12 protein-coding genes are annotated in these 21,563 nt (G+C 34.4%); 11 read left to right on the top strand and 1 reads right to left on the bottom strand.

Annotated elements, in window-relative coordinates:
- The first annotated feature begins 28 nt into the window (after positions 1 to 28).
- The 4 genes from K4L44_07465 to K4L44_07450 all read left to right on the top strand — a co-directional run bounded on the left by K4L44_07465 (position 29) and on the right by K4L44_07450 (position 7,367).
- On the top strand, positions 29 to 1,231 hold the full coding sequence (locus K4L44_07465) for an acetate kinase (protein ID QZE15971.1): 1,203 nt from the start codon (positions 29 to 31) through the stop codon (positions 1,229 to 1,231).
- A 1,012-nt stretch (positions 1,232 to 2,243) separates the two neighbouring features.
- Positions 2,244 to 3,779, top strand: a complete 1,536-nt coding sequence (locus K4L44_07460) for a leucine-rich repeat domain-containing protein (GenBank protein ID QZE15661.1) — start codon at positions 2,244 to 2,246, stop codon at positions 3,777 to 3,779.
- Between the two features lie 170 nt (positions 3,780 to 3,949).
- A complete protein-coding gene (locus K4L44_07455) occupies positions 3,950 to 5,782 on the top strand; it encodes a leucine-rich repeat domain-containing protein (GenBank protein ID QZE15660.1) in 1,833 nt (610 codons plus the stop codon).
- A gap of 88 nt (positions 5,783 to 5,870) precedes the next feature.
- Positions 5,871 to 7,367, top strand: coding sequence for a leucine-rich repeat domain-containing protein (locus tag K4L44_07450; protein QZE15659.1), 1,497 nt, complete (start codon positions 5,871 to 5,873; stop codon positions 7,365 to 7,367).
- 468 nt (positions 7,368 to 7,835) lie between these two features.
- Here the strand turns inward: K4L44_07450 and K4L44_07445 are convergent, their stop codons facing one another.
- Positions 7,836 to 8,195 carry a rhodanese-like domain-containing protein gene (locus tag K4L44_07445; protein ID QZE15658.1) on the bottom strand — a complete coding sequence of 120 codons (360 nt, stop codon included), beginning with the start codon at positions 8,193 to 8,195 and terminating at the stop codon, positions 7,836 to 7,838.
- 592 nt (positions 8,196 to 8,787) lie between these two features.
- Between K4L44_07445 and K4L44_07440 the strand changes: the two genes are divergently transcribed.
- From K4L44_07440 to K4L44_07410, 7 genes are all read left to right on the top strand, one after another.
- Positions 8,788 to 9,687, top strand: coding sequence for a hypothetical protein (locus K4L44_07440; protein QZE15657.1), 900 nt, complete (start codon positions 8,788 to 8,790; stop codon positions 9,685 to 9,687).
- Between the two features lie 15 nt (positions 9,688 to 9,702).
- A complete protein-coding gene (buk, locus tag K4L44_07435) occupies positions 9,703 to 10,779 on the top strand; it encodes a butyrate kinase (GenBank protein ID QZE15656.1) in 1,077 nt (358 codons plus the stop codon).
- Between the two features lie 909 nt (positions 10,780 to 11,688).
- Entirely contained in the window at positions 11,689 to 12,840 is a 1,152-nt protein-coding gene (locus K4L44_07430) for a DUF4221 domain-containing protein (GenBank protein ID QZE15655.1), read from the top strand.
- Positions 12,841 to 12,997: 157 nt separating this feature from the next.
- Positions 12,998 to 16,150, top strand: a complete 3,153-nt coding sequence (locus K4L44_07425; protein ID QZE15654.1) for an efflux RND transporter permease subunit — start codon at positions 12,998 to 13,000, stop codon at positions 16,148 to 16,150.
- A gap of 426 nt (positions 16,151 to 16,576) precedes the next feature.
- The gene (locus K4L44_07420; GenBank protein QZE15653.1) at positions 16,577 to 17,650 is read left to right on the top strand and encodes an efflux RND transporter periplasmic adaptor subunit; all 1,074 of its coding nucleotides are present in this window, start codon (positions 16,577 to 16,579) and stop codon (positions 17,648 to 17,650) included.
- Positions 17,644 to 20,727: an efflux RND transporter permease subunit gene (locus K4L44_07415; protein QZE15652.1), complete on the top strand. Its 3,084-nt coding sequence runs from the start codon at positions 17,644 to 17,646 to the stop codon at positions 20,725 to 20,727. The genes K4L44_07420 and K4L44_07415 overlap by 7 nt, the downstream gene beginning before the upstream one ends.
- Positions 20,728 to 21,262: 535 nt before the next feature.
- The gene (locus K4L44_07410; GenBank protein ID QZE15970.1) at positions 21,263 to 21,436 is read left to right on the top strand and encodes a DUF1573 domain-containing protein; all 174 of its coding nucleotides are present in this window, start codon (positions 21,263 to 21,265) and stop codon (positions 21,434 to 21,436) included.
- Positions 21,437 to 21,563 lie beyond the last annotated feature (127 nt).

Here is a 21,563-nt window from a genome sequence, read left to right as displayed (position 1 = left end):
ATCTTTCTATTCTAAAGGTAAAGACACTATTATGAAGGTTCTTGTATTAAATTGTGGTAGTTCCTCAATAAAATATCAGCTAATAAATATGAATACTGAGGCTGTTTTAGCTATCGGTCTTGTAGAAAAAGTAGGAATGACAGGTTCTTTTTTGAAGCATGAAAAAGAGTCTGGAGAAAAAGTGCTTTTCGAAGGAGAGATTCTAGATCATACTGCAGGTATTGAGTATGTTTTGGGAGTACTTACTAGCGAAAAACATGGTTGTATAAAAGATTTGAATGAAATTGATGCGGTAGGACATCGTGTTGTTCATGGTGGAGAGCGTTTTAACTCTTCTGTTTTTATTACAGATGAAGTGGTTGAAGAGATGCAGAAATGTATCGATTTAGCTCCTTTACATAACCCACCAAACCTAAAAGGTATTGAAGCAGTTTCTGCATTAATACCAGATGTTCCTCAATGTGGTGTTTTTGATACTGCATTCCATCAGACAATGCCAGAGCATTCGTATATGTATGCGATCCCTCATAAGCTGTATGAGAAATATGGTATTCGTCGTTATGGTTTCCATGGTACTAGTCACCGTTATGTTTCGGAAAGAGCTTGTGAGATCTTAGGTTTAGACTATAGAAACTCTAAATTGATCACTTGTCACCTTGGTAATGGGGGTTCGATTGCAGCGATTCAAAACGGAGAGTCTATCGATACTAGTATGGGATTTACTCCTGTTGAAGGTTTGATGATGGGTACACGTTGTGGTGACTTAGATGTAGGAGCTGTAACATATATCATGGAGAAAGAGCAGATTGGCGTTCGTTCTTTCAACACTTTGGCGAACAAACATAGTGGACTTTTAGGGGTTTCTGGTGTCTCTTCTGATGGTAGAGATATTCGTAAAGCTGCACAAGAAGGCAACCATAATGCCAAACTGGCTCGTCAAATGTTTAATTACCGCGTTAAAAAATATATTGGATCTTACGTTGCTGCGATGGGTGGGGTAGATGCCATTATTTTTACTGGAGGTATTGGAGAGAATTCAGTAGACCAAAGAGAAGATATCTGTAAAGATTTTGGTTTCTTAGGATGTAAAGTGGACTCTAAAAAGAATGATGTTTACGGAGAAGAAGCTATTTTCTCTACTGACGACAGTACTGTAACTCTTATTGTAGTTCCAACAAACGAAGAGTTGGTTATTGCACGAGACACTATTGAGATTATCAAGAATAGATAATTCGACCATAAATAATATCAAGAGAAGGGATGTCCGTAGCTGGATGTCCCTTCTTTTTTTAAATCGATTTATTGATTTGGCACGAGATCTTGAGCAATCACAATGCCCTTCGACAAGCTCAGGGACCGCCTTGTCAAAGGACAGAAAGCTGACAAAACAAAAGATCAAAGGCATTATCATAACAAATTTCAATATCGACACCCTACAGCATCCTGTATATGTCAATCTATCGTATCCAATAATATATCAACACACCGTGTATAGACAAGGCAGAGCTTTGTCTAGTGGCGTCAGAACTGGTCTATTGTGTGACAGGAATATTGCAATGTTATATATCAACCCAGTATCATATGAACTGTTATTAATTAGATTCAATGAATTGAGTATAATTTTCACCTTTGTTTTATGTAAATAATATAGTAAAATGTTAATTTTGTAAATGATTGTTTTTGGCAAGCTTTATGGATGAGAAATCAAAAACAGCTATTCTTTTATTAATTTGTCCTGGATCCATAGATCCGCCTAACTTATGTAATACCAATGAATCGTTTTGTTGTTTTCCTATTTCTACTTTTATTCATTGAGCCTAATTATGCTCAACGAAAAGCAATCAGATTTCTTCCCATTAATAAACTAGATGGGCGTTTGTTGTTCTCCAAAAGTTTCGTGATCATATATTTCCTCAGTCCCTGTTCTCTTTATCGTTTTTCTTCTACTACTATTTGAAAAACACTATGTTTCTGTAGCCGTAAAGACATGGCAGCTACTTGTCTAATATCAAGCAATACAACGTATATATATAACTCTGAAATAGATAAAATATGTACAATAACCTAGATATAGATTGCTTGCAACTGTTTGTTTTTTATTTGTTTAGACAAGGGCGTTTCTTGTGTATATGATTGGAAGATGAAATAATATGGCTATAAATTTCTTGTTTCTGAATTCTACCGATAGTTCTTTATATAATTAATAAAGTAAATGTTTTTAGAGTGCTAATCTAACTTGTTTTATGAAGAGATTGTTTGGATTGATTATTTTATCTTTTCTTCTTGAAACTGTCTGGTCTCAAGAGGCAGATAAGTTTGTTGTTTCTGAGTTTCGTTACGAGGTCTCAGATTCTATAATGATAGGAATTGCCATTGATGGGTATACGGGAACTTACCCCCATGATCAATTTATAATTCCTGAAAAGATTGATGGAAAGGTCGTATTGCATATTACCAAATCGGCATTTTATGGATGTAAAGAGGTGCAAGGTTCTTTGGTTTTACCCCCCTCACTTTTTTCTATTGGGGAATCATCATTTTATGAATGTGTAGGACTTACGGGAGATCTGGTTTTGTCTTCTTCTTTGAGGTCTCTCGGTGCATTTGCTTTTACAAGGTGTAGTTTTAATGGAGTACTGAACTTGCCAGACTCATTGGAGTCTATTGGACAATCTGCATTTATGCAATGTCAATATTTTAGGGGAGACCTCTTTTTACCCTCTAGTATCAAGGAGATCGGAGATGGAGCTTTTTATGAGTGTGGATTCGATGGGAAATTAACGTTGTCCTCTTCATTGACTTCTATCCAAAAGAATACGTTTGCTGAATGTACATTTCTTGCGGGAAATTTGACTATTCCTCCTGCTGTAACCTCTATTAAAGCACGTGCCTTTTATTCATGTCGTGGTTTCAACGGCCATTTAACTTTGCCCTCCTCATTGGATTCGATAGGATATGCTGCATTTAAAGATTGCTCCAGCTTTACAGGAAAGCTTCTTCTTCCAGTAAATTTGAACTCTATTGAAGCTTGTTCTTTTTATGGCTGTAGCGGTTTTGATGATGGGATCACTTTGCCTACTTCCATTAAAACTATTGGTCATGAAACATTTTCAGGTTGTAGTGGATTGAATGGTAGTTTGGTATTGCCTTCTCAGTTGGAGACCATCGGATGGTCTGCTTTTGAAGATTGTAGTAGTCTTAAAGGGACTTTATTTCTCCCAAATTCTGTAACTATTATAGGGGATGCTGCTTTTCGAGATTGTCATGGTTTTACTGGGATGTTGTCCCTGCCGTTCACTTTGAATAGAGTAGGGAAACATGCTTTTCAGAACTGTCGCGGATTTAGAGGAAGTCTTATCATGCCTTCTACTATTGAGCGTATTGACGATGCGGCTTTTAGTGGATGTAGCGGCTTTGATGGTATTTTAGATTTGCCCTCCACTTTAAAGTGGTTAGGGGAGTCGTCATTTCGAGATTGTCATGGTTTTATTGGCAGCTTGATGTTGCCATCCTCTTTGACTACTATAGGAGAAGCAGCGTTTAAAGATTGTCGTGGTTTTGATGGAACATTAACTATCCCATCTTCGATGCAGAAGATAGATAGATTTGCTTTTAAAGGATGTGTAAATTTTGCAGAGGTGGTTTGCTCCAATGAAGTTCCTCCGAAACTTGGAGAAGAGGTTTTCTCTTTATCTGATATGATGCTTTCATGTCCAACTCCTGAGATATATAAACAAGCAGATGGTTGGCTCGAATTTGAGATGATTGCTCCTTTATAGGAATGATATAAATCTATGAATTATCATAAAGTGAATTCATTCAATTGTAGGATATAGAAATTCTCTTACTGCAACGAAAAGTTCTATTATAAATAGATTCAAAATAATGGAATGCTTTCCATGGATCAGATGGAAAAAGAAAATAGGGTGTGAAATATAATAAACCGAACATGAGAAAGTTTTTTGTATTAATTGTTTTATCCTTTGTTGTCTCTAATGTATGGGGACAAGATGTGGATCAGTTTGATGTGGAAGAGTACATATATAATGGTGATTTGGGAATGCAACTTAGAGGATATCTTATTAAAGGGTATCATGGAACTTTTCCTGAAGATAAATTTGTTATCCCTGAAAGAATAAATAATAAGCCTGTATTGGCCATTGGGAGCGACGCTTTTAGTGAATGTCAAAAGATTCAAGGTCCTTTGGTATTCCCATCTTTCCTAAGAGTGATTGAAGAGACAGCCTTCTATCGTTGTCGTAAATTAAGAGGACCTTTAAATTTTCCCACTTCACTAACTTATATTGGAGAGTCTGCTTTTGATGGATGTCAGGAGCTAACGGGAGCTTTGACTCTCCCTTCATCCATCGAATATTTAGGAGGGTTTGCATTTTACAAATGTGGGAACCTTACAGGAACCTTGACTTTGTCCTCCTCATTAAAGGAAATAAAGGAGTATACATTTTTTGGGTGTCGTCATCTGACAGGGAATTTGATCATTCCGAACTCTGTTGTATCCATTGAGAAGAAAGCTTTTGGTGAATGTGTTGGTTTCGAGGGGAAATTGACATTATCTACTTCTTTGGTTTCAATAGGAGCTTTTGCTTTTGAAGGTTGTTGTGGCCTTACAGGAAGTTTAATTTGCCCTTCGTCTTTAAAGACAATTCGACGGAGAGCATTTTATGAATGCACTGGGTTTGATGGAACTTTGACTCTCTCTACTAAATTAGAGTCGATAGGTGCATATGCTTTTTATAACTGTAGTGGTTTCACAGGAGACTTGAAACTTCCCTCTTCTATAACCTCGTTAGAAGAGTCGGTGTTTTATGGTTGTGAAGGTTTTGATGGGATATTGACTTTGCCAACCTCTTTGGTCTCTATTAGAAGATCAGCCTTTTATGGTTGTTATAGTTTTGATTGTGTTTTAAATTTTCCCACTTCACTTAAGACTATCGAGAGTCACGCTTTCTATATATGCTATGGTTTGCGTGGTAGTCTGACACTTCCCGAATCATTAGAGTCTTTGGGATCATCTGCATTTGCGGGATGTAGTGGTTTCGATGGAACCTTAGTCCTCCCATCTAGTATAAAAAACATCAGAAATTATGTGTTCGCCGAGTGTAGAGGTCTTCATGGGACACTGACACTTCCTTCTTCGATAGAAGAGATCGGAGAGGGAGCTTTCTCTGATTGTAATGGCTTTATTGGTCTTTTAACATTGCCCTCTTCTTTAAATAGGATCGGAGAATTTGCATTTAATGGGTGTACAGGTTTGCGAGGTTGGCTTACACTTCCTGTTGGCTTGGAGTCGATAGGGGATTCTGCATTTGATGATTGTAGAGGTTTTGTTGGTCCATTGCTATTCCCAACCTCTTTGCGAAGTATTGGTGCATTTGCTTTTTGTAATTGTAGTGGCTTTACGGGATCATTAAACTTCCCTTCATCCGTAGTGAGTATTGGTAAATCTGCATTTTCAGGTTGTAGTGGTTTTACTGGAATCCTCTCTTTACCTGATTCTCTAGTAACTATTGAAGCATCCGTATTTGAGGATTGTAGCGGTTTTTCCGGTCGCTTAACTTTGCCTGCTTCTGTACGTGAAGTTGGGCTCTATTCTTTTGATGGGTGTACGGGGTTTAAAGAGATTCATATTACCAGTACGAAACCTCCCAAGTTAGAAGCCCAATCTTTTCCAAGTAGTATTACAACGCTTATTTGTTCAACTCCCTCTGTATATAAAAAGAGATCCGTATTTAAAACTTTTGATTCTATTGTGACAGAGTGAAGCGTTTATGCTTTCATTGGATTATTTCAATCCTCTATGATGTCAAAGTGATTGTCTATTCAAGTTGTATTTTAGTTATTTGTTTGATATGAAAAAACTTATCTGTTTTATTTTTTCTCTCCTTCTTATGGAATCCGTGTGGTCACAAGAAGTGAATAAGTTTGTCGTTGCAAAGTATAGTTGTACCTCTTCAGATGGAAAGGTGCTCATTGGTTGCATTATTAAAGACTATAAAGGGGACTATCCCAAAGATAAGTTTGTTATTCCAGAGACTATTGGTAAAAAAAGAGTCTTAGCTATCGATGATTATGCTTTCAGAGGTTGTGATGAACTGAAAAAAAAATATGGGTTTAAGGGGCCCTTGATTTTGCCACAAACGATTGTTTCTATTGGAAAATATGCTTTTAATGGGTGTGATGGACTGACTGGGGATCTCATATTACCTTCTTTGTTAAAAAATATTGGCATGTGTGCTTTTGCTGATTGCAAGGGCTTTAATGGAAAACTATCACTATCTCCAACGTTAAAACATATTGGTATGAGTGCTTTTGATAGTTGTTTTAATTTAACAGGAAGTTTGACTATCCCTTCTTCTCTTATGTCTATTGAATCTTCTGTTTTTAGATATTGTGGGAAACTTTCAGGTTCGTTGATATTGCCATTGTCTGTACGTTCTGTTGGAGATGAGGCTTTTCGTGGCTGTGAGAACTTGAGTGGAAATTTGATCCTCCCTAGTTCTCTCAAAATTATTGGTGAAGCAGCCTTTGCAGGTTGTTCTAAATTAACGGGTTCCTTGGTTTTTCCTTCGTCTGTCAAATATATAGGGGGATCTGCTTTTAAAGATTGCCATGGACTTACTGGTCCACTGAGGTTACCTCAAGCTATTAATTTTATGGAGGCTTCCACTTTTAGTGGTTGTAATGGTTTGGATGGATCTTTGACTTTACCCTCTACCTTGACTTTTATAGGGGAGGATTGTTTTCGGGCTTGCAGTGGGTTGACTGGAGAATTAAAACTGCCTTCTACTTTGACGTCTATCGAAAGAGGTAGTTTTTATGGTTGTAAAGGTCTTACAGGTTCTCTTGTTTTACCTTCTTCATTGACAATAATTGGTGCATCTGCGTTTCGAGGTTGTAGTGGATTTACAGGTTCCCTTGTTATGCCTAAATATATCACCTATGTGGATGAATCAGTATTTGAAGGTTGTTCTCATTTGACAGGAGAATTGCGATTACCATCATCCATTACCTCTATAAGACGCTCAGCTTTCGCTGGATGTTGTAGCTTCTCTGGGGATTTGACCATTCCTTCATCTGTGACATCTATCGGATATTCAGCTTTTGCTGGTTGTAATGGTTTTACAGGAAAGTTATCCTTACCATCTTCTCTTACATCTATAAGGGATGAAGCTTTTAAAGAATGTGACCACTTTTCTGATGTTGTCTCTCTTGCATTGATACCTCCTGTTATAGGAAAAGAGGTGTTTCCAAAAGTCGCTACATTGTATTGTCCATCTCCTAAGCTTTATAAGAAAGCATTTGGACGGAAGAAATTCAAGCAAATTAAACTATCCACGGATGATTGAGATAAGATATATGCTATGGAATAAGGAGTGATGATATAGGACGATAGGGAGTTTATGCTTTTATTGACATTGCGTTTTGTGGTGAAAATTTGTTGTATGGTTCTGATATCTGTGCTTCGAAATGCAGATACTTTAATATCAAAGGGGCCCATGAGATACAGTAACTATAATGTTGTAGTGCGGTCCTGTATTTCGACAATTAGATCCCTGAGCTTGTCGAAGGGCTTTGAGTATGGTTGTTTTCTCACATCGTTAAGAGGAGACTGTCTCTATTTGATGTCTGTTCATTGTTTTGAGCCCTTCGATAAGTGGTCCCTGAGCTTGTCGAAGGGCTTTGAGTATGGTTGTTTTCTCACATCGTTAAGAGGAGACTGTCTCTATTTGATGTCTGTTCATTGTTTTGAGCCCTTTGAGAAGTGGTCTCTGAGCTTGTCGAAGGGCTTTGAGTATGGTTGTTTTCTCACATCGTTAAGAGGAGACTGTATCTTTTTGATGTTCTATCCATCCCACCATTCCTTCTACCATATGATAAACTTCTTTAAATCCTTGGTCATGCATAAAGCGTACAATCATGGTACTTCGAACATTCGTGGTACAATATACCAAGTAGGGGATATTCTTATCTAATTCCAACAATCTACTTCCTGCATCTGGGCTAAAAGCATCTATTAATTGTGCTCCTTCAATATGTCCTTGCTGATAATTTTCGATATTTCGTCCATCAAGAATTTCTAATTGTGGCATCGAATGGATTAATTGTTCTGCTTCATTTACGGAAACGGGTTTTATCAACCTCTTTTGAGTTTCCTCATATAGTTCTTTATTCATAATATTATTGCTTTGTATATATCTACTTCGCTTTAGTGAAGTTTCATGTGATATTTAATAGACGTGTACTTTTCTGCTTTTTGCTTAGTGGTGGGGTTCGTCTATTTTTCGTGTAACACTTCTTCACTAATAATATTTTTTCTATTTGCTATTAAAAAAATACAATTCATACATATATGAGAAGTGTTTTTTCGTGCATTGAAGGATGAGGCTTAATCGATTTTTTCCTACTAAGGGAATATGATTTTTTATATTCCTAGATCTGAAACAAGTTCTTCGTAGAAAGAGTGTCTTGAAAGAAAAAACGAAATAAAGATTAATCAACTAATCTTTTAGGTGATGTTTTTTTATCTAAAATGGACAAAAATGATAAAAAAACTATTGTATAACACATAAACAAGAAAGAGGTCTATTTAATAATCTTTAGGCAATTGATAGAATACAGATAGAATGTCAACCTAGGTTCATGTAAATAGTAATATATCTATTCTAAAATGAATTATTGAGCTGCAAATTATTAAAAATGAAAAGGGTGGCATTGATCATTAGTGAGAACCATCAAAATATCTATATTTAAAATAAAAAAAAGGACATGAAAAGCATCTCTTTAGATACATTAGTTGACGTAGCAAAAAAAGGAACAAAGCGTCGTTTAGTAATTATGCATGGAATGGATCACCATACGTTAAATGCAGCTTATGTTGCACAACAAAATGGAGTTTGTGATGTTCTGTTGACTGGATCTCAAGATAAGATCGAAGAAATCTGTAAAGAAGAGGGGTACGATTTGAAAGCATTCACAATATATAATACGACTTCTTTAGAGGAGTCTATTGCAAAGAGTGTGGTATTATTGAAAGAGAAAGAGGCAGATTTTGTAATGAAAGGAAGTTTGACTACCGATCAGTATATGCGTGCGATCTTAGCCAAAGATGCCGAACTATTTAATAGGGGATCGGTATTGTCTCATGTCTGTGCCATCTCTATTCCGAGCTTTGATCGTCTATTGATCGCATCGGATGTTGCAATCATTCCGCAACCTACCATTGAACACAAAATTCAGATGGTGAACTATCAAAAGGAGATATTCCAAAGAATAGGAATAGAAAACCCTTGCATTGGCATCATCACTCCTTCAGAAGTAGTATCTAAAAAAGTGATCTCTTCGACCGATGCCGTCGAGGTAAAGAAACATTTTGAAGAGGCCAAAGATGTAATAGTCGAAGGACCTATCTCTTTAGATTTGGCTCTTGATATGGAAGCAGTAGAAGAGAAGGGATATAAGAGCCGAGCAGGTGGAAAATGTAATGGCTTGGTTTTTGCAAACCTAGAATCTGGAAATGTATTCTATAAGAGTGCAACAAAACTTATGGGTGCAGATACCGCAGCAATTGTAATGGGCGCAAATATTCCTGTAGTATTAACTTCTAGAGGAGATAGTGTGCAATGTAAAATCAATTCAATAGCATTGGGAGCAATACTCTCAAACTAACAACAATCACGAAATATGAAAGAGACTAAAGTTTTAGCAATTAATCCTGGTAGTACATCTACCAAGATCGCAGTATACCAAAACAAGAAGTGTGTTTTTCTAAAAACGATCAGACATTCAGCAGAAGAATTGGCTCAGTATGAGACAATATATGATCAGTTTGCTTTTAGAAAAAAGATGATTCTTAAAGAGCTAGGAGCGGAGAATATAGGTCCAGGAGCAGTAAATGTAATTGTTGCAAGAGGAGGCTTAACCAAACCTTTAGAGTCAGGTGTTTATGAGGTGAATCAAGCCATGATAGATGATATAAATAGTCGTCAGTATGGAATGCATGCAAGTAATCTTGCTCCTCTATTGGCATATGATTTAGCATCAAAGATACCAAATACACAAGCTTTTATTTCTGATCCAGTAGTGACAGATGAGTTGGCTGCACTTGCTAGAACTGCAGGTCATCCTCTTTTTGAACGTAAGTCTATTTTTCATGCTTTAAATCAAAAGGCGGTAGCAAGAGCTTATGCCAATAGTATCTCCAAACCATATGATTCATTGAATCTGATTGTAGCTCATTTAGGTGGTGGAGTCTCAGTAGGTATTCATGAAAAAGGAAATATCATCGATGTGAACAATGCGTTGGATGGAGAAGGACCACTTTCACCAGAACGTAGTGGATCGCTTCCTAATGGACAACTAGTGGATCTTTGTTTCTCAGGAGATTACACCCAAAGTGCAATTCGTAAAATGATCTGTGGACGTGGAGGTTTTGTTGCGCATCTTGGGACTTCTGATGGTCTGGAGATTCAAAGTAGGGCAGAAGCAGGCGATGATAAAGCTCAGCATATGATTGATGTAATGGCTTATCAGATCTCAAAAGCAATTGGTGAGATGGCCACTGTCGTTGCTGGAAAAGTGGATGCGATTCTAATTACAGGAGGACTTGCTTATGACAAAGCTATGGTGGCAGAGATCTCTCGTCGTGTCTCTTTCTTAGCTCCAATAAGTATTCATCCAGGAGAAGATGAAATGGATGCTATGTACTCTAATGCACAACGTTATCTCGATGGAGAAGAAGCATTGAAAGTATACGAATAAGAATCAATGTCGATTTTAAATAAGTAAGTTTTAATAAATATCAAGGAGGGTATGCATCGATGATGGGTGCCCTCTTTTTTTGTACCCCATAGTTCCATAATTTAACAAACCTTAAATTTAGAATATAGCGTTGCATTTATGACTTGAATGGAAGTAATATTTTATGAACAAGTGCAGTTTACTGATTTAAGTTAGATGTGTCTTGTTGTGTGTAATGATTGATGTTCTAAAACATTAAATATATATTAGAATATGGAAAGTTTTTTATATAATATCTCATATATTTGTTAATGCCATATTAAATAAAACAACTAACTAATCTATAGCTAAATGACTTCTAGTCTATTTCAATTATCTATCTATCCAAAAGTGAATTTTAGGATAATAAGATTTATATCTTTGTTTATTATATTTGCCATCTCAGCTACGCCAATTTTAGGTGACGAAAGTTTAAATTATAACATGTATTCAACTCAAATTTACTTTTTATGTATATTAAGTAGTTTTTCTTGTTTGTTATATTAAATCGGTTATTTTGGAAGGCAAATATGTTATGGAGACTTTACTATCTTATTATTTTTAAATACTATTCAATACGCTCTGTCGTATTTCGTCAATTTATTTAATAAATGATTAGCATTTCTTTATTCAACATTACTTCTATTATTAATAACAACGAAAAAGTTCCGCCGTACTAATAGGTTTCTTTTGAGGGTTTATTTATTTGCTATTCTTTATGTTTGATGAAAATCTTATCCTAGTTGGGGAAAACAGTTTTAAGAATGGCAAACTCGGTATCGGTTTATATATCCCTTGTAATTTTGGTTCTATAATAAAAAGTCAAACCAATTCTGCTTATAGTAGCATTCTATGTTACTATAAAAAGTAAATAATAAAAAATATCTAGCAATGAGATTCTTACTAATCTATACCATTTTATCAATTCTATTGTTTAGTTGCAATGATAAGAATAAGAAAGTTAATATTATAAATAATGAACGTAGTGACATAAATAGTTCATTTTTTATAAAACAAGATTCATTTAGGGTTAAGATACCCAACAATTCATACAATTACTATCATGTGGTTGAGCTTTATGATAACAGATATCTATTTGCTGTAAACTTGCTTGCTCCACTCCAGTTAAATATAATTGATTTAGTCGAAAAGAAGCATATTGATCAAATTAGTATTGATCCAAATCTGTTTAAAACAACGGAAATAACAAACATGCATGTTCATAATATAGATAGTATTTATTTTTTGTCAAGTCAGGGGCCCATGGTTTATCTAATAAACAGAGATGGAGCAGAAATTGACAAATGGACATCACCCGAACTTGAGATACCATATAATCTTGATTCAGTTCTACATTCCAAAGGCTATGGATTTGCAACATCTTCATATTTAGAAGGACCAGATGTAGATGTAAAAAATAGTTTATTATTTGTAAAATTAAGTCCTATTAGTTCAATGGATGAGATTGGGGATGTAAACATAAAACGACATGGGGTTTATGACTTAAAAAAACGCAAGTGGAAATTTATTTTTGGTAAATATAAGGGAGTTCTTGAAAAGAAGAAAGAGGGAAGATATTACTATGATATGCAACATCCGTATCAACTAAAAAACAATAATCATGTCTATGTAACTTACCCTGTTGATCACTCCATCTATAGCTATGACCTTGAAACAAACCAATATCTTGGAAAGATAGAAAATAATATTCCTATCAGTGAAAATTTTCCTTCACCATTGTATGGCAAAAAAGCACTGGATTACTCCAGTCTTATTGCTTTAAGAAAGGCAACTCCATATTACGGACCTTTGTATTATCATAAGGAATCTAAAAAATATTCTCGTTTCTTCAATCATATTGATAAGAAACATCGTAGTATCATCTTATTTGATGAAAATCTAAAGTTTATAGAAATAAAAACATTTAAGGTATCATCGATAAGTAAAATTATTGCTTGTGATGATGGTTTTTTTGCAATACAAAATGATCAGTCTAAAATGAAGGACGCCGATTACATTCACTTTATTAAAATTAAAATATAAGATCAATGTAATCTTAATATTATTTTGTTTTCCTGTTCTTCTGCAAAGTAAAACTCGATATACGAGTTAAGTTTCAAGAAATACTTAAGACAGAGTAAAAGATCACAGTTGCCAATAATCATGCTTGAATCCACAAAAAAATTGAATAGGCTTAGCAATGGTACGAGATATAAAATATAGAAGTAAACTATCTGCTTTTAGCATCATTCTAATATTTTCTGGCTTAATAATAATAGGCACTAGCCTTGTTCCATTAATTAATTTTCAGCTTGAACCATCACGTTCATTACCCTCAATAGTAATTTCTTATTCCTGGCCAGATGCTTCAGCTCGGGTAATTGAAAAAGAGGTAACAACAAAAGTAGAAGGATTATTAAATTCAATTAGAGGAATTCAGGAAATAAAATCTGTTACATCAAAAGGAAATGGTAGAATAAATCTTTATTTCAAAAAAGGGTGCAATCTCGATGCCATTCGTTTTGAAGTCGCGACACTTATACGTCGGATCTATAGCGATTTACCAGAACAGGTTTCGTATCCGATGTTATCCCTCGGAACAGGTGGACGAAAAACCGCACCTTTATTAACTTATACTATAAACGCAAGTTCTAACTCGTACTTTATCCAAAAATATGCAGAGGACAATATTATCCCAAAAATTTCAGCCATTAAAGGAGTAAACAAAGTTCGGGTTTATGGTGCTACCCCATTTGAATGGGAAATTCGCTTTGATAGCAATGTAATAGATAACTTTGATATTGGAGCTGACGAAATTTCTGAAGCAGTAAATAATTATTTCCGTAAAGAGATAATTGGAGTTGGTGACATTGCTCAGGAAGGTGATGAAATCCCCAAAAATATTCGTCTTTCTCTCGAAAATGATATTCCTACAGAACTTATATGGGAGAAAATACCAATAAAAAAGCTGGATAATAGGGTTGTCTTCTTAACTGATATAGCAAGTGTATCGTATATAGAGCAAATGCCCAACTCTTATTTTCGTATAAATGGACTGAATGCTATTAATGTGGTAATCTATCCTGAAATTAATGTGAATAATATTAAACTGTCCAAATGTGTAAAAGCCGAGATTGCAAATATTAGGAAAAATCTGCCAAACGGCTTTTCTATTTTACTGGCAAATGATAGCAGTGAATTTATTTCCAAAGAGCTTCGCAAGATAGGCTATCAGACCTTGTTCTCTATGTTAATACTTTTACTATTTGTCTTACTTATTACTCTCAGTTTCCGTTATCTGGTTCTGATTACTATCAGTCTGTTTTCCAATCTGATTTTGGCGGTTATTCTTTATTATCTGTTAGAAATTGAAATTCATCTTTATTCACTCGCAGGGATAACTGTTTCTTTTGGAATTCTTATTGATAACAGCATTATAATGATCGACCATATAAAACACCACAACAATAAAAATGCATTTTTGGCTGTATTAGCTGCAACACTTACCACTATTGGATCTCTTTCGGTTATTTTTTATTTAAAAGAACAGCAACGCATTAACCTTATGGATTTTGCATTGGTTATTATGTCCAATCTTTCAGTTTCATTACTTATCGCTTTGTTTTTTATTCCAGCCTTAATGGAAAAAATAAGTTTAAAAAGTAGTAAAAAAAGACTTTTTTACCGGCGCAAAATGAGGGTTATAAAACTCACTCACTTTTACATTCGGGCTATTGTTTTTGGAAAAAGGTTTAAATGGGCATTCCTGATATTAGCTATTCTTAGTTTTGGGATACCAATTCATTGGTTGCCAACTAAAGTTGAAAAAGATTTCTTTTTTGCAAGTGCATACAACAAAACAATTGGCAGTACGTGTTGTCAGGAAGATATTAAACCCATTGCCGAAAAAGTTTTAGGAGGAACTTTGCGATTGTTTACCGAGCATGTTTTTGAAAATTCATTTTATTCTGATCCCCAACAAACCAAGTTGAATATAATGGTATCAATGCCAGAAGGATGCACCGTGCAACAACTTAACGAAGTCACTAAAAAAATAGAAAACTATATTAGCCAATACGATGAGATTGAGTTTTTCAAAACACGCATAAACGGTTATCAAAACTCAAACATTACCATACAGTTTAAACCGGAATTTGAAAACAGCTCCTTCCCATATTACCTAAAAAAAGAACTTAATTCAAAAGCTCTAAGTATGGGTGGTCTCTATTGGAGAGTTTCTGGTCTTGGTCGCGCCTTTATTAATCAGTCGAATTTTGGTGACAAAAACAGTAAGATTATTTTGGAAGGATACAATTACGACCAACTTTACGCCTATGCAGAGGAGTTAAAAAGTAATTTACTGGAAAACGAACGGATTCAGGAGGTAGATATAAATGGAGGGGACAACTCGTGGCGAACACATTCGTTAAACGAATATTTTATTGATTTTAATCGAGAGCAATTTTGCTTAAACGAAATTTCTTTAAACAGTTTTTACTCCTATCTGAATAACCGGTCATATAAACGTTATCTAAAACCCGTATTTTCCAATAATAAAAACCAATTCGTTTCTTTAGTTTCAAATAATGAAGGTGGGGGTAATGTTTGGGATCTTAAAAATACCCCTATCCAACTAAACCATAAACTATATAAATTAACAAACCTAGGAAAGGTTAAACAACGTAGAACAGGAAATGATATACATAAACACAACCAACAATACCTGTTAAATGTTGCTTACAATTTTATTGGTCAAATACCTTTGGTAATAATAGTAAGAGATGAATATATTAAAGAGATGAACAAAATCTTACCATTGGGATATCTTGCAAAAGACAATTCATCTAATTTGGGGAAACAGAACGACAAAAAACGGTATTACCTTTTGATCCTTATTATTGCAATAATATTTCTGCTAACCAGTATATTGTTCGAATCATTGATTCAACCACTTGTTGTGATCAGTATGATTCCCATTTCTTATATTGGAGTATTCCTCGCTTTTTACCTCTTCGATTTTAATTTTGACCAGGGCGGATTTGCATCATTTATACTTCTTAGTGGACTAGTCGTAAATGCAGGACTTTATATCATCAACGATTATAACAATCTAAAAAGAAGAGGCACCAAACAGAACAATATGCAACTATATTTAAAAGCCTTTAATCATAAAATAATTCCGATACTTTTAACTATCATTTCTTCCGTTCTGGGGCTAATCCCTTTTATATGGATGGGGCAAAACGAAGCATTTTGGTTTTCTTTTGCCGTTGGGGCAATAGGTGGATTGATTTTTTCGTTGATTGCAATATTTATTTATTTGCCCATATTAATGAACCTTGAAATAAAATAACTTTACCTATGAAATTATTTTCAAAATTTAACGCTTGGACTTTATTGATCAGTATTATTTTATAGGTGAAATATCCTATGGTATTTTGAGCCAAGTTGGCATCTTCAACCTTTTGATTATAGAGATGGTATTATGATGTATTTAAAAGCCATCCTCATTTCTGATAAGGAGCAAGAAATGTATACGGGTAATTGGGGAAGAATTGCAATGAAGGTTTGGTTAAATGATTCTCTTATTAGTAACAATACTAATAAATGGATAATTGGAATATGTATTTAATGATTTCTATACTAGAAATATTAAAAAAAGTGACACTTTCCAAATGATATAATAAATCTATCGGCTAAATTAGTATATCATAAAAGATTTAGTTACAATATCTACTTTGCTACAGAAAGCCAATTTATACAACTAATATAATTCAACATGACAAAAATATTATTATTAACATTTGTAGCATTATTTATATATAGTTGCATGCCATCAAACAATAAGGACTCGAATCCAGTTATTCCGAAACGCCAATACATCGAAGAGAAAAATCTGGTGAAAGTGATAACCCTTAAAAAAACCACTTTCAGAAAAGAGATGGTCAGTAACGGTAAATTGCATGCCTCTCGAAAAGTGAATTTAAGATTTAAAACAAATGGAACTGTAGAAAAACTATTCGTTAAAAATGGACAACGTATCTCAGTGAATGATACGATTGCCATTTTAAACAGTTTTGAACAAGAGCAAAGGTACGAGCAAGCAAAATTTAGATTAGACAAAGCTTCTATCGATTTGCAGGATGCCCTTATAAGTTTAGGTTACAGATTGGACGATTCTGAGAAAATACCTGAAAACTTTATGCAGATTGCTAAGAGCAAATCGAGTTATTCATCTGCTCAAAGTGAGCTAAAAACGGCCATTTATCATCTAAATTTAACTACGTTAACTGCACCATTTCAAGGTATAATCGCAGATATCAAAACCAAAGAATTTGAAAATACTTCGGGAGAGGTTTTTTGTCTGCTAATCGATGATACGAATTTTGAAGTTCAATTTCCAGTTTTGGAAACAGAGATTTCTAATATATCACTTCATAAAAGCATTAAGGTCATCCCGTTTTCAACAGATAAAGTTTTTTCCGGTTACATCACTGAGATTAACCCCATCGTAAATGAAAATGGATTAATTGATATTAAAGCACTAGTTCAGAATACTGGGAATTTAATGGAAGGGATGAATGTTAAAATTCTAATAGAAAATGAAATAAAAAACCAGTTGGTAGTACCTAAGGGGGCTGTTATACAGCGTGACAATCAACAGGTATTGTTTAAATACACAAAAGAAGGAATTGCTTGCTGGACTTATGTACAAACCAATTTTGAGAACAGCACTTCTTATGCAGTTATAGCACATCCAGACAAAGGAGGAAAACTGAAAGCTGGTGATACAATTATTGTTTCGGACAACCTTAATCTCGCACATGAATCAAAAGTAGAAGTAAAATGGTAAGATTTCTATTAAAACGCCCCATTGCTGTAAGCATGACTTTTGTAGCAATTCTTTTGCTTGGAATATCTTCATTGACAAAACTTCCTGTATCGTTAATGCCAGATATTGATATACCTAAAGTTACGGTTCATGCGAAATTCCCCAACCGGTCGGCACAAGAGTTAGAACAAACGGTTGCAAAACCTTTAAGACAGCAATTAATGCAGGTGTCCCATTTGGTAGATATTAAAAGCAAATCGCGAGATGGTAGTTGTATTATTGATCTTGATTTTGAATATGGCTCTGATATAGATTTTGTATTTATTGAAGTAAACGAAAAGATTGATCAGACCATAAATAGTCTTCCACGAGAAATACAACGACCTAAAGTGATTAAGGCAAGTGCCACAGACATTCCAGTTTTTTACTTAAACCTTACCTTAAAAAATAAGATAGAAGTACAAAACGGTGACAAAGAGCTATTTCCCGTCACACAGGAATTCATCAATCTTAGTAATTTTAGCAGTCAGGTTGTACAAAAACGTATTGAGCAATTGAAGGAAGTAGCCTTGGTGGATATCAGTGGTCAAGTTTTTCCTGAGTTACTTATTGTGCCGGACAAACAAAAAATGGAGGCACTCCAAGTAAAATTATCTGATATAGAACAAGCTATACGTGCCAATAATATTAAGTTGGGAAATCTTTTAATACGAGATGGACAATACCAATACAATATCCGATTTGAATCAACTTTACGAGATAAGAAAAATATTGAAAACATTTATTTGAAAATAGATGACCGTCTTTTACAATTAAAAGATATTGCAGAGGTAGTTTATCACCCAACAAAACGGCAAGGCTTGGTTACAGCCAATGGGGAAGACGCCATAACTATGGCAATAATTAAACAATCGGATGCACAAATTCAGGACCTAAAACATAAGTTGAACAACTTAATTGTAAATATCAAAAAAGATTACCCAAATATTCACTTTGAAGTTAGCCGCAACCAAACTCAATTATTAGATTATTCCATTTCCAACTTACAGCAGAGTTTAATACTAGGCAGTTTATTGGCATTTCTGCTTATGTTCCTTTTTTTGAAAGATTTAAAGACACCTTTTTTAATTGGAATAACCATTCCAACCTCACTAGTAATAGCCATGCTATTCTTCTTCATTATAGGGATTTCCATAAATATTATATCCCTTTCAGGCCTAATCCTGGGAGTGGGAATGATGATTGATAATTCAATAATAGTAATTGACAACATTACCCAACACCGCGAACGTGGAAAGAATATTGGGCAGGCTTGTATCGATGGTACCCACGAAGTTATTCGCCCTTTATTAAGTTCTGTTCTTACTACTTGTGCTGTATTTATTCCTTTAATATTTATTAGTGGCATTTCGGGAGCATTGTTCTACGATCAGGCTATGGCCATTGCCATTGGTTTACTAGCTTCACTAGCAGTATCCATTACACTGTTGCCGGTTTATTATCGTATGTTATATGCAAAATCGCAAACAGGAAAAAAGAACTTTCTTTTCCGTATAAATGCCCTTAATTATGGAGTTTTATATGAAAAAGGGTTTCGTTTGGTAATGAAAAATCAGAAATGGAGTTTGGTTTTATTTGTGTTTATGATATCAGCAATATACCCTTTATCCCTGCAATTAAAGAAACAAAAACTACCTCATATCACAAAAGATGAAACGTTGCTTTATATCGATTGGAATGAACGAATTCATCTGGATGAAAACAGAAATCGAACAGAGCGATTAATTAAAGAATACACTAATTTTATCGACAAACATTCCTCCTTAATAGGCAACCAGCAATTTCTGTTAAATCATAATGCCGATTTAACAACATCAGAAACTATCGTATATTTAAAAGCGACCTCTTCAGAAAATCTAGATACAGTTAAAACAGCTATAAAAAACTATATTGAAATGAATTATGCATCAGCACTTCATAAGTTCTCTGATACTGGTAATATTTTTGATCTTCTTTTTTCTGATAATTCTCCTCCATTAATAGCCAAGTTAAGGGCAACACAAGATTTTGGGCAACAGAAATATTCCAAACTGCAATATTTTATTAAACAGATAAAAGAAGAACTTCCAAACCAAACCATTGCCCCCATTACATGGGAAGAGCACATGGTCGTTAAAATGTCTCCCGACAAACTTACAGCTTTTAATATATCCTTTGAAGCTGTTTATCGGGCACTAAAAAGTGCTTTTAGCGAAAATAAAATATTAATTATTACAGAGAACCAACAATTAACCCCGGTCATTCTTGGTAGTAAACCCCATCTGATAAACGAAATATTAGAAGGCCTTACAGCACCAAATAATAAGGGAGAACAAATTAGGTTATATTCGTTATTAAGAGAAGATAAGGAACAAGCACTTAAAAATATAACTGCGGGGCGGGAGGGGGAATATTATCCTATAAACTTAAGTCCAGATGAACATAACGCTGAAAGCATTATTAATAGGATCAAAACACTGGCAAGTACTAACGCTAATTTTGAGGTTGATTTTGACGGAACCATTTATTCAAATCGGGAACTATTAAAAGAACTATTGATAATCCTGGCTATCTCGCTATTTTTATTGTATTTTATATTAGCATCGCAATTCGAATCGTTGAGCTTGCCCTTAATTGTATTGCTCGAAGTTCCAGTTGATATTTTTGGAGCTTTTTTGTTTCTTCGGATATTTGGAGAAAGTCTGAACTTAATGTCATTAATAGGTATTATTGTTATGAGCGGGATAATAATCAATGATTCGATTCTTAAGATTGACACCATCGTTCAATTACGTAAACAAGGCTATACACTTCTTCGTGCTTTGGCGGTTGCAGGGCAGCGAAGGTTAAAGCCTATTTTAATGACTAGTCTTACTACCATATTGGCATTACTTCCTTTTTTATTTATTTCGGGAATTGGAGCAGAATTACAACGCCCACTGGCACTAGCAGTAATTGGAGGCATGATAATCGGCACAATCGTGAGCCTTTATTTTATTCCTTTATTGTATTATCGATTAGAAAGTCTAAAAACAAATGGTCGTTTTAAAAACTATTGATTTTAACTTGTATGAAAAAAATAGGCATTAAATGCAGCTAATGTAGAATAAATTGCCAACAATTCGTTTTTTTAAACAAAAAAGTGTTTTATGTTGGGAAAAAGCCAATGTATTAAAACTAAAATAGGTGATACAATCTAGCCTTGCTCTGTGAAAAGTATTTAGACAACTGTTATACTTTGGGAGAATATTTTATATAGTATAATAACTCAGCAAGGCTTATTCATAAAAGGATAAATGCGATTAAAGGATTTACTTTGTAAGAAAATATTTTGAACAGATCAAATTTTCAGGTCAGAATGATTTCATCAACGAGAATGAATGAAAACGTGAAAATAAGAAGTAATATTTCCTTTATGAATTAGCCCTGAATAACTTAGTATATATCATTTTGCTTCGGAAAATGAACTGATGGATATTTTTAAAGATCAACAAATAAAAATATATTGATATGCATAGATATATTATAGTTGTAATAACAATAATTTTCGTTTAAGTTGGATGTAAATCAAGGGTAGGGCAGAATAATTCTTAAATCAAATTTATCGTTAACGAATACAATTTTGGAGAATTAAAAATTAACCAAAAAGCAAACTATATTTATCTGTTTATAAATACAGGAAATACGCCTGTTATTATCCTAATTGTAAAAACTTCTTGCGGCTGTACAGTACCTAAGTGGTATAAAAAAAACAATCACCGCAGGTAAGAGTGGAGGAATAGAAATAAAATACGATACCTTGCATTCCGGGATGTATAGTAAAACTATGATTGTCTATTATAATGGTCCTGACTCACCTAAACTACAGACTGTTAAAGGTTGTATGCATGTTGTA

The organism is Prolixibacteraceae bacterium, assembly GCA_019720755.1.
Taxonomy (GTDB): domain Bacteria; phylum Bacteroidota; class Bacteroidia; order Bacteroidales; family Prolixibacteraceae; genus Halosquirtibacter; species Halosquirtibacter laminarini.
Note: the sequence above shows the minus strand (reverse complement) of the source record. Positions and strands in the feature narration are given on the sequence as shown.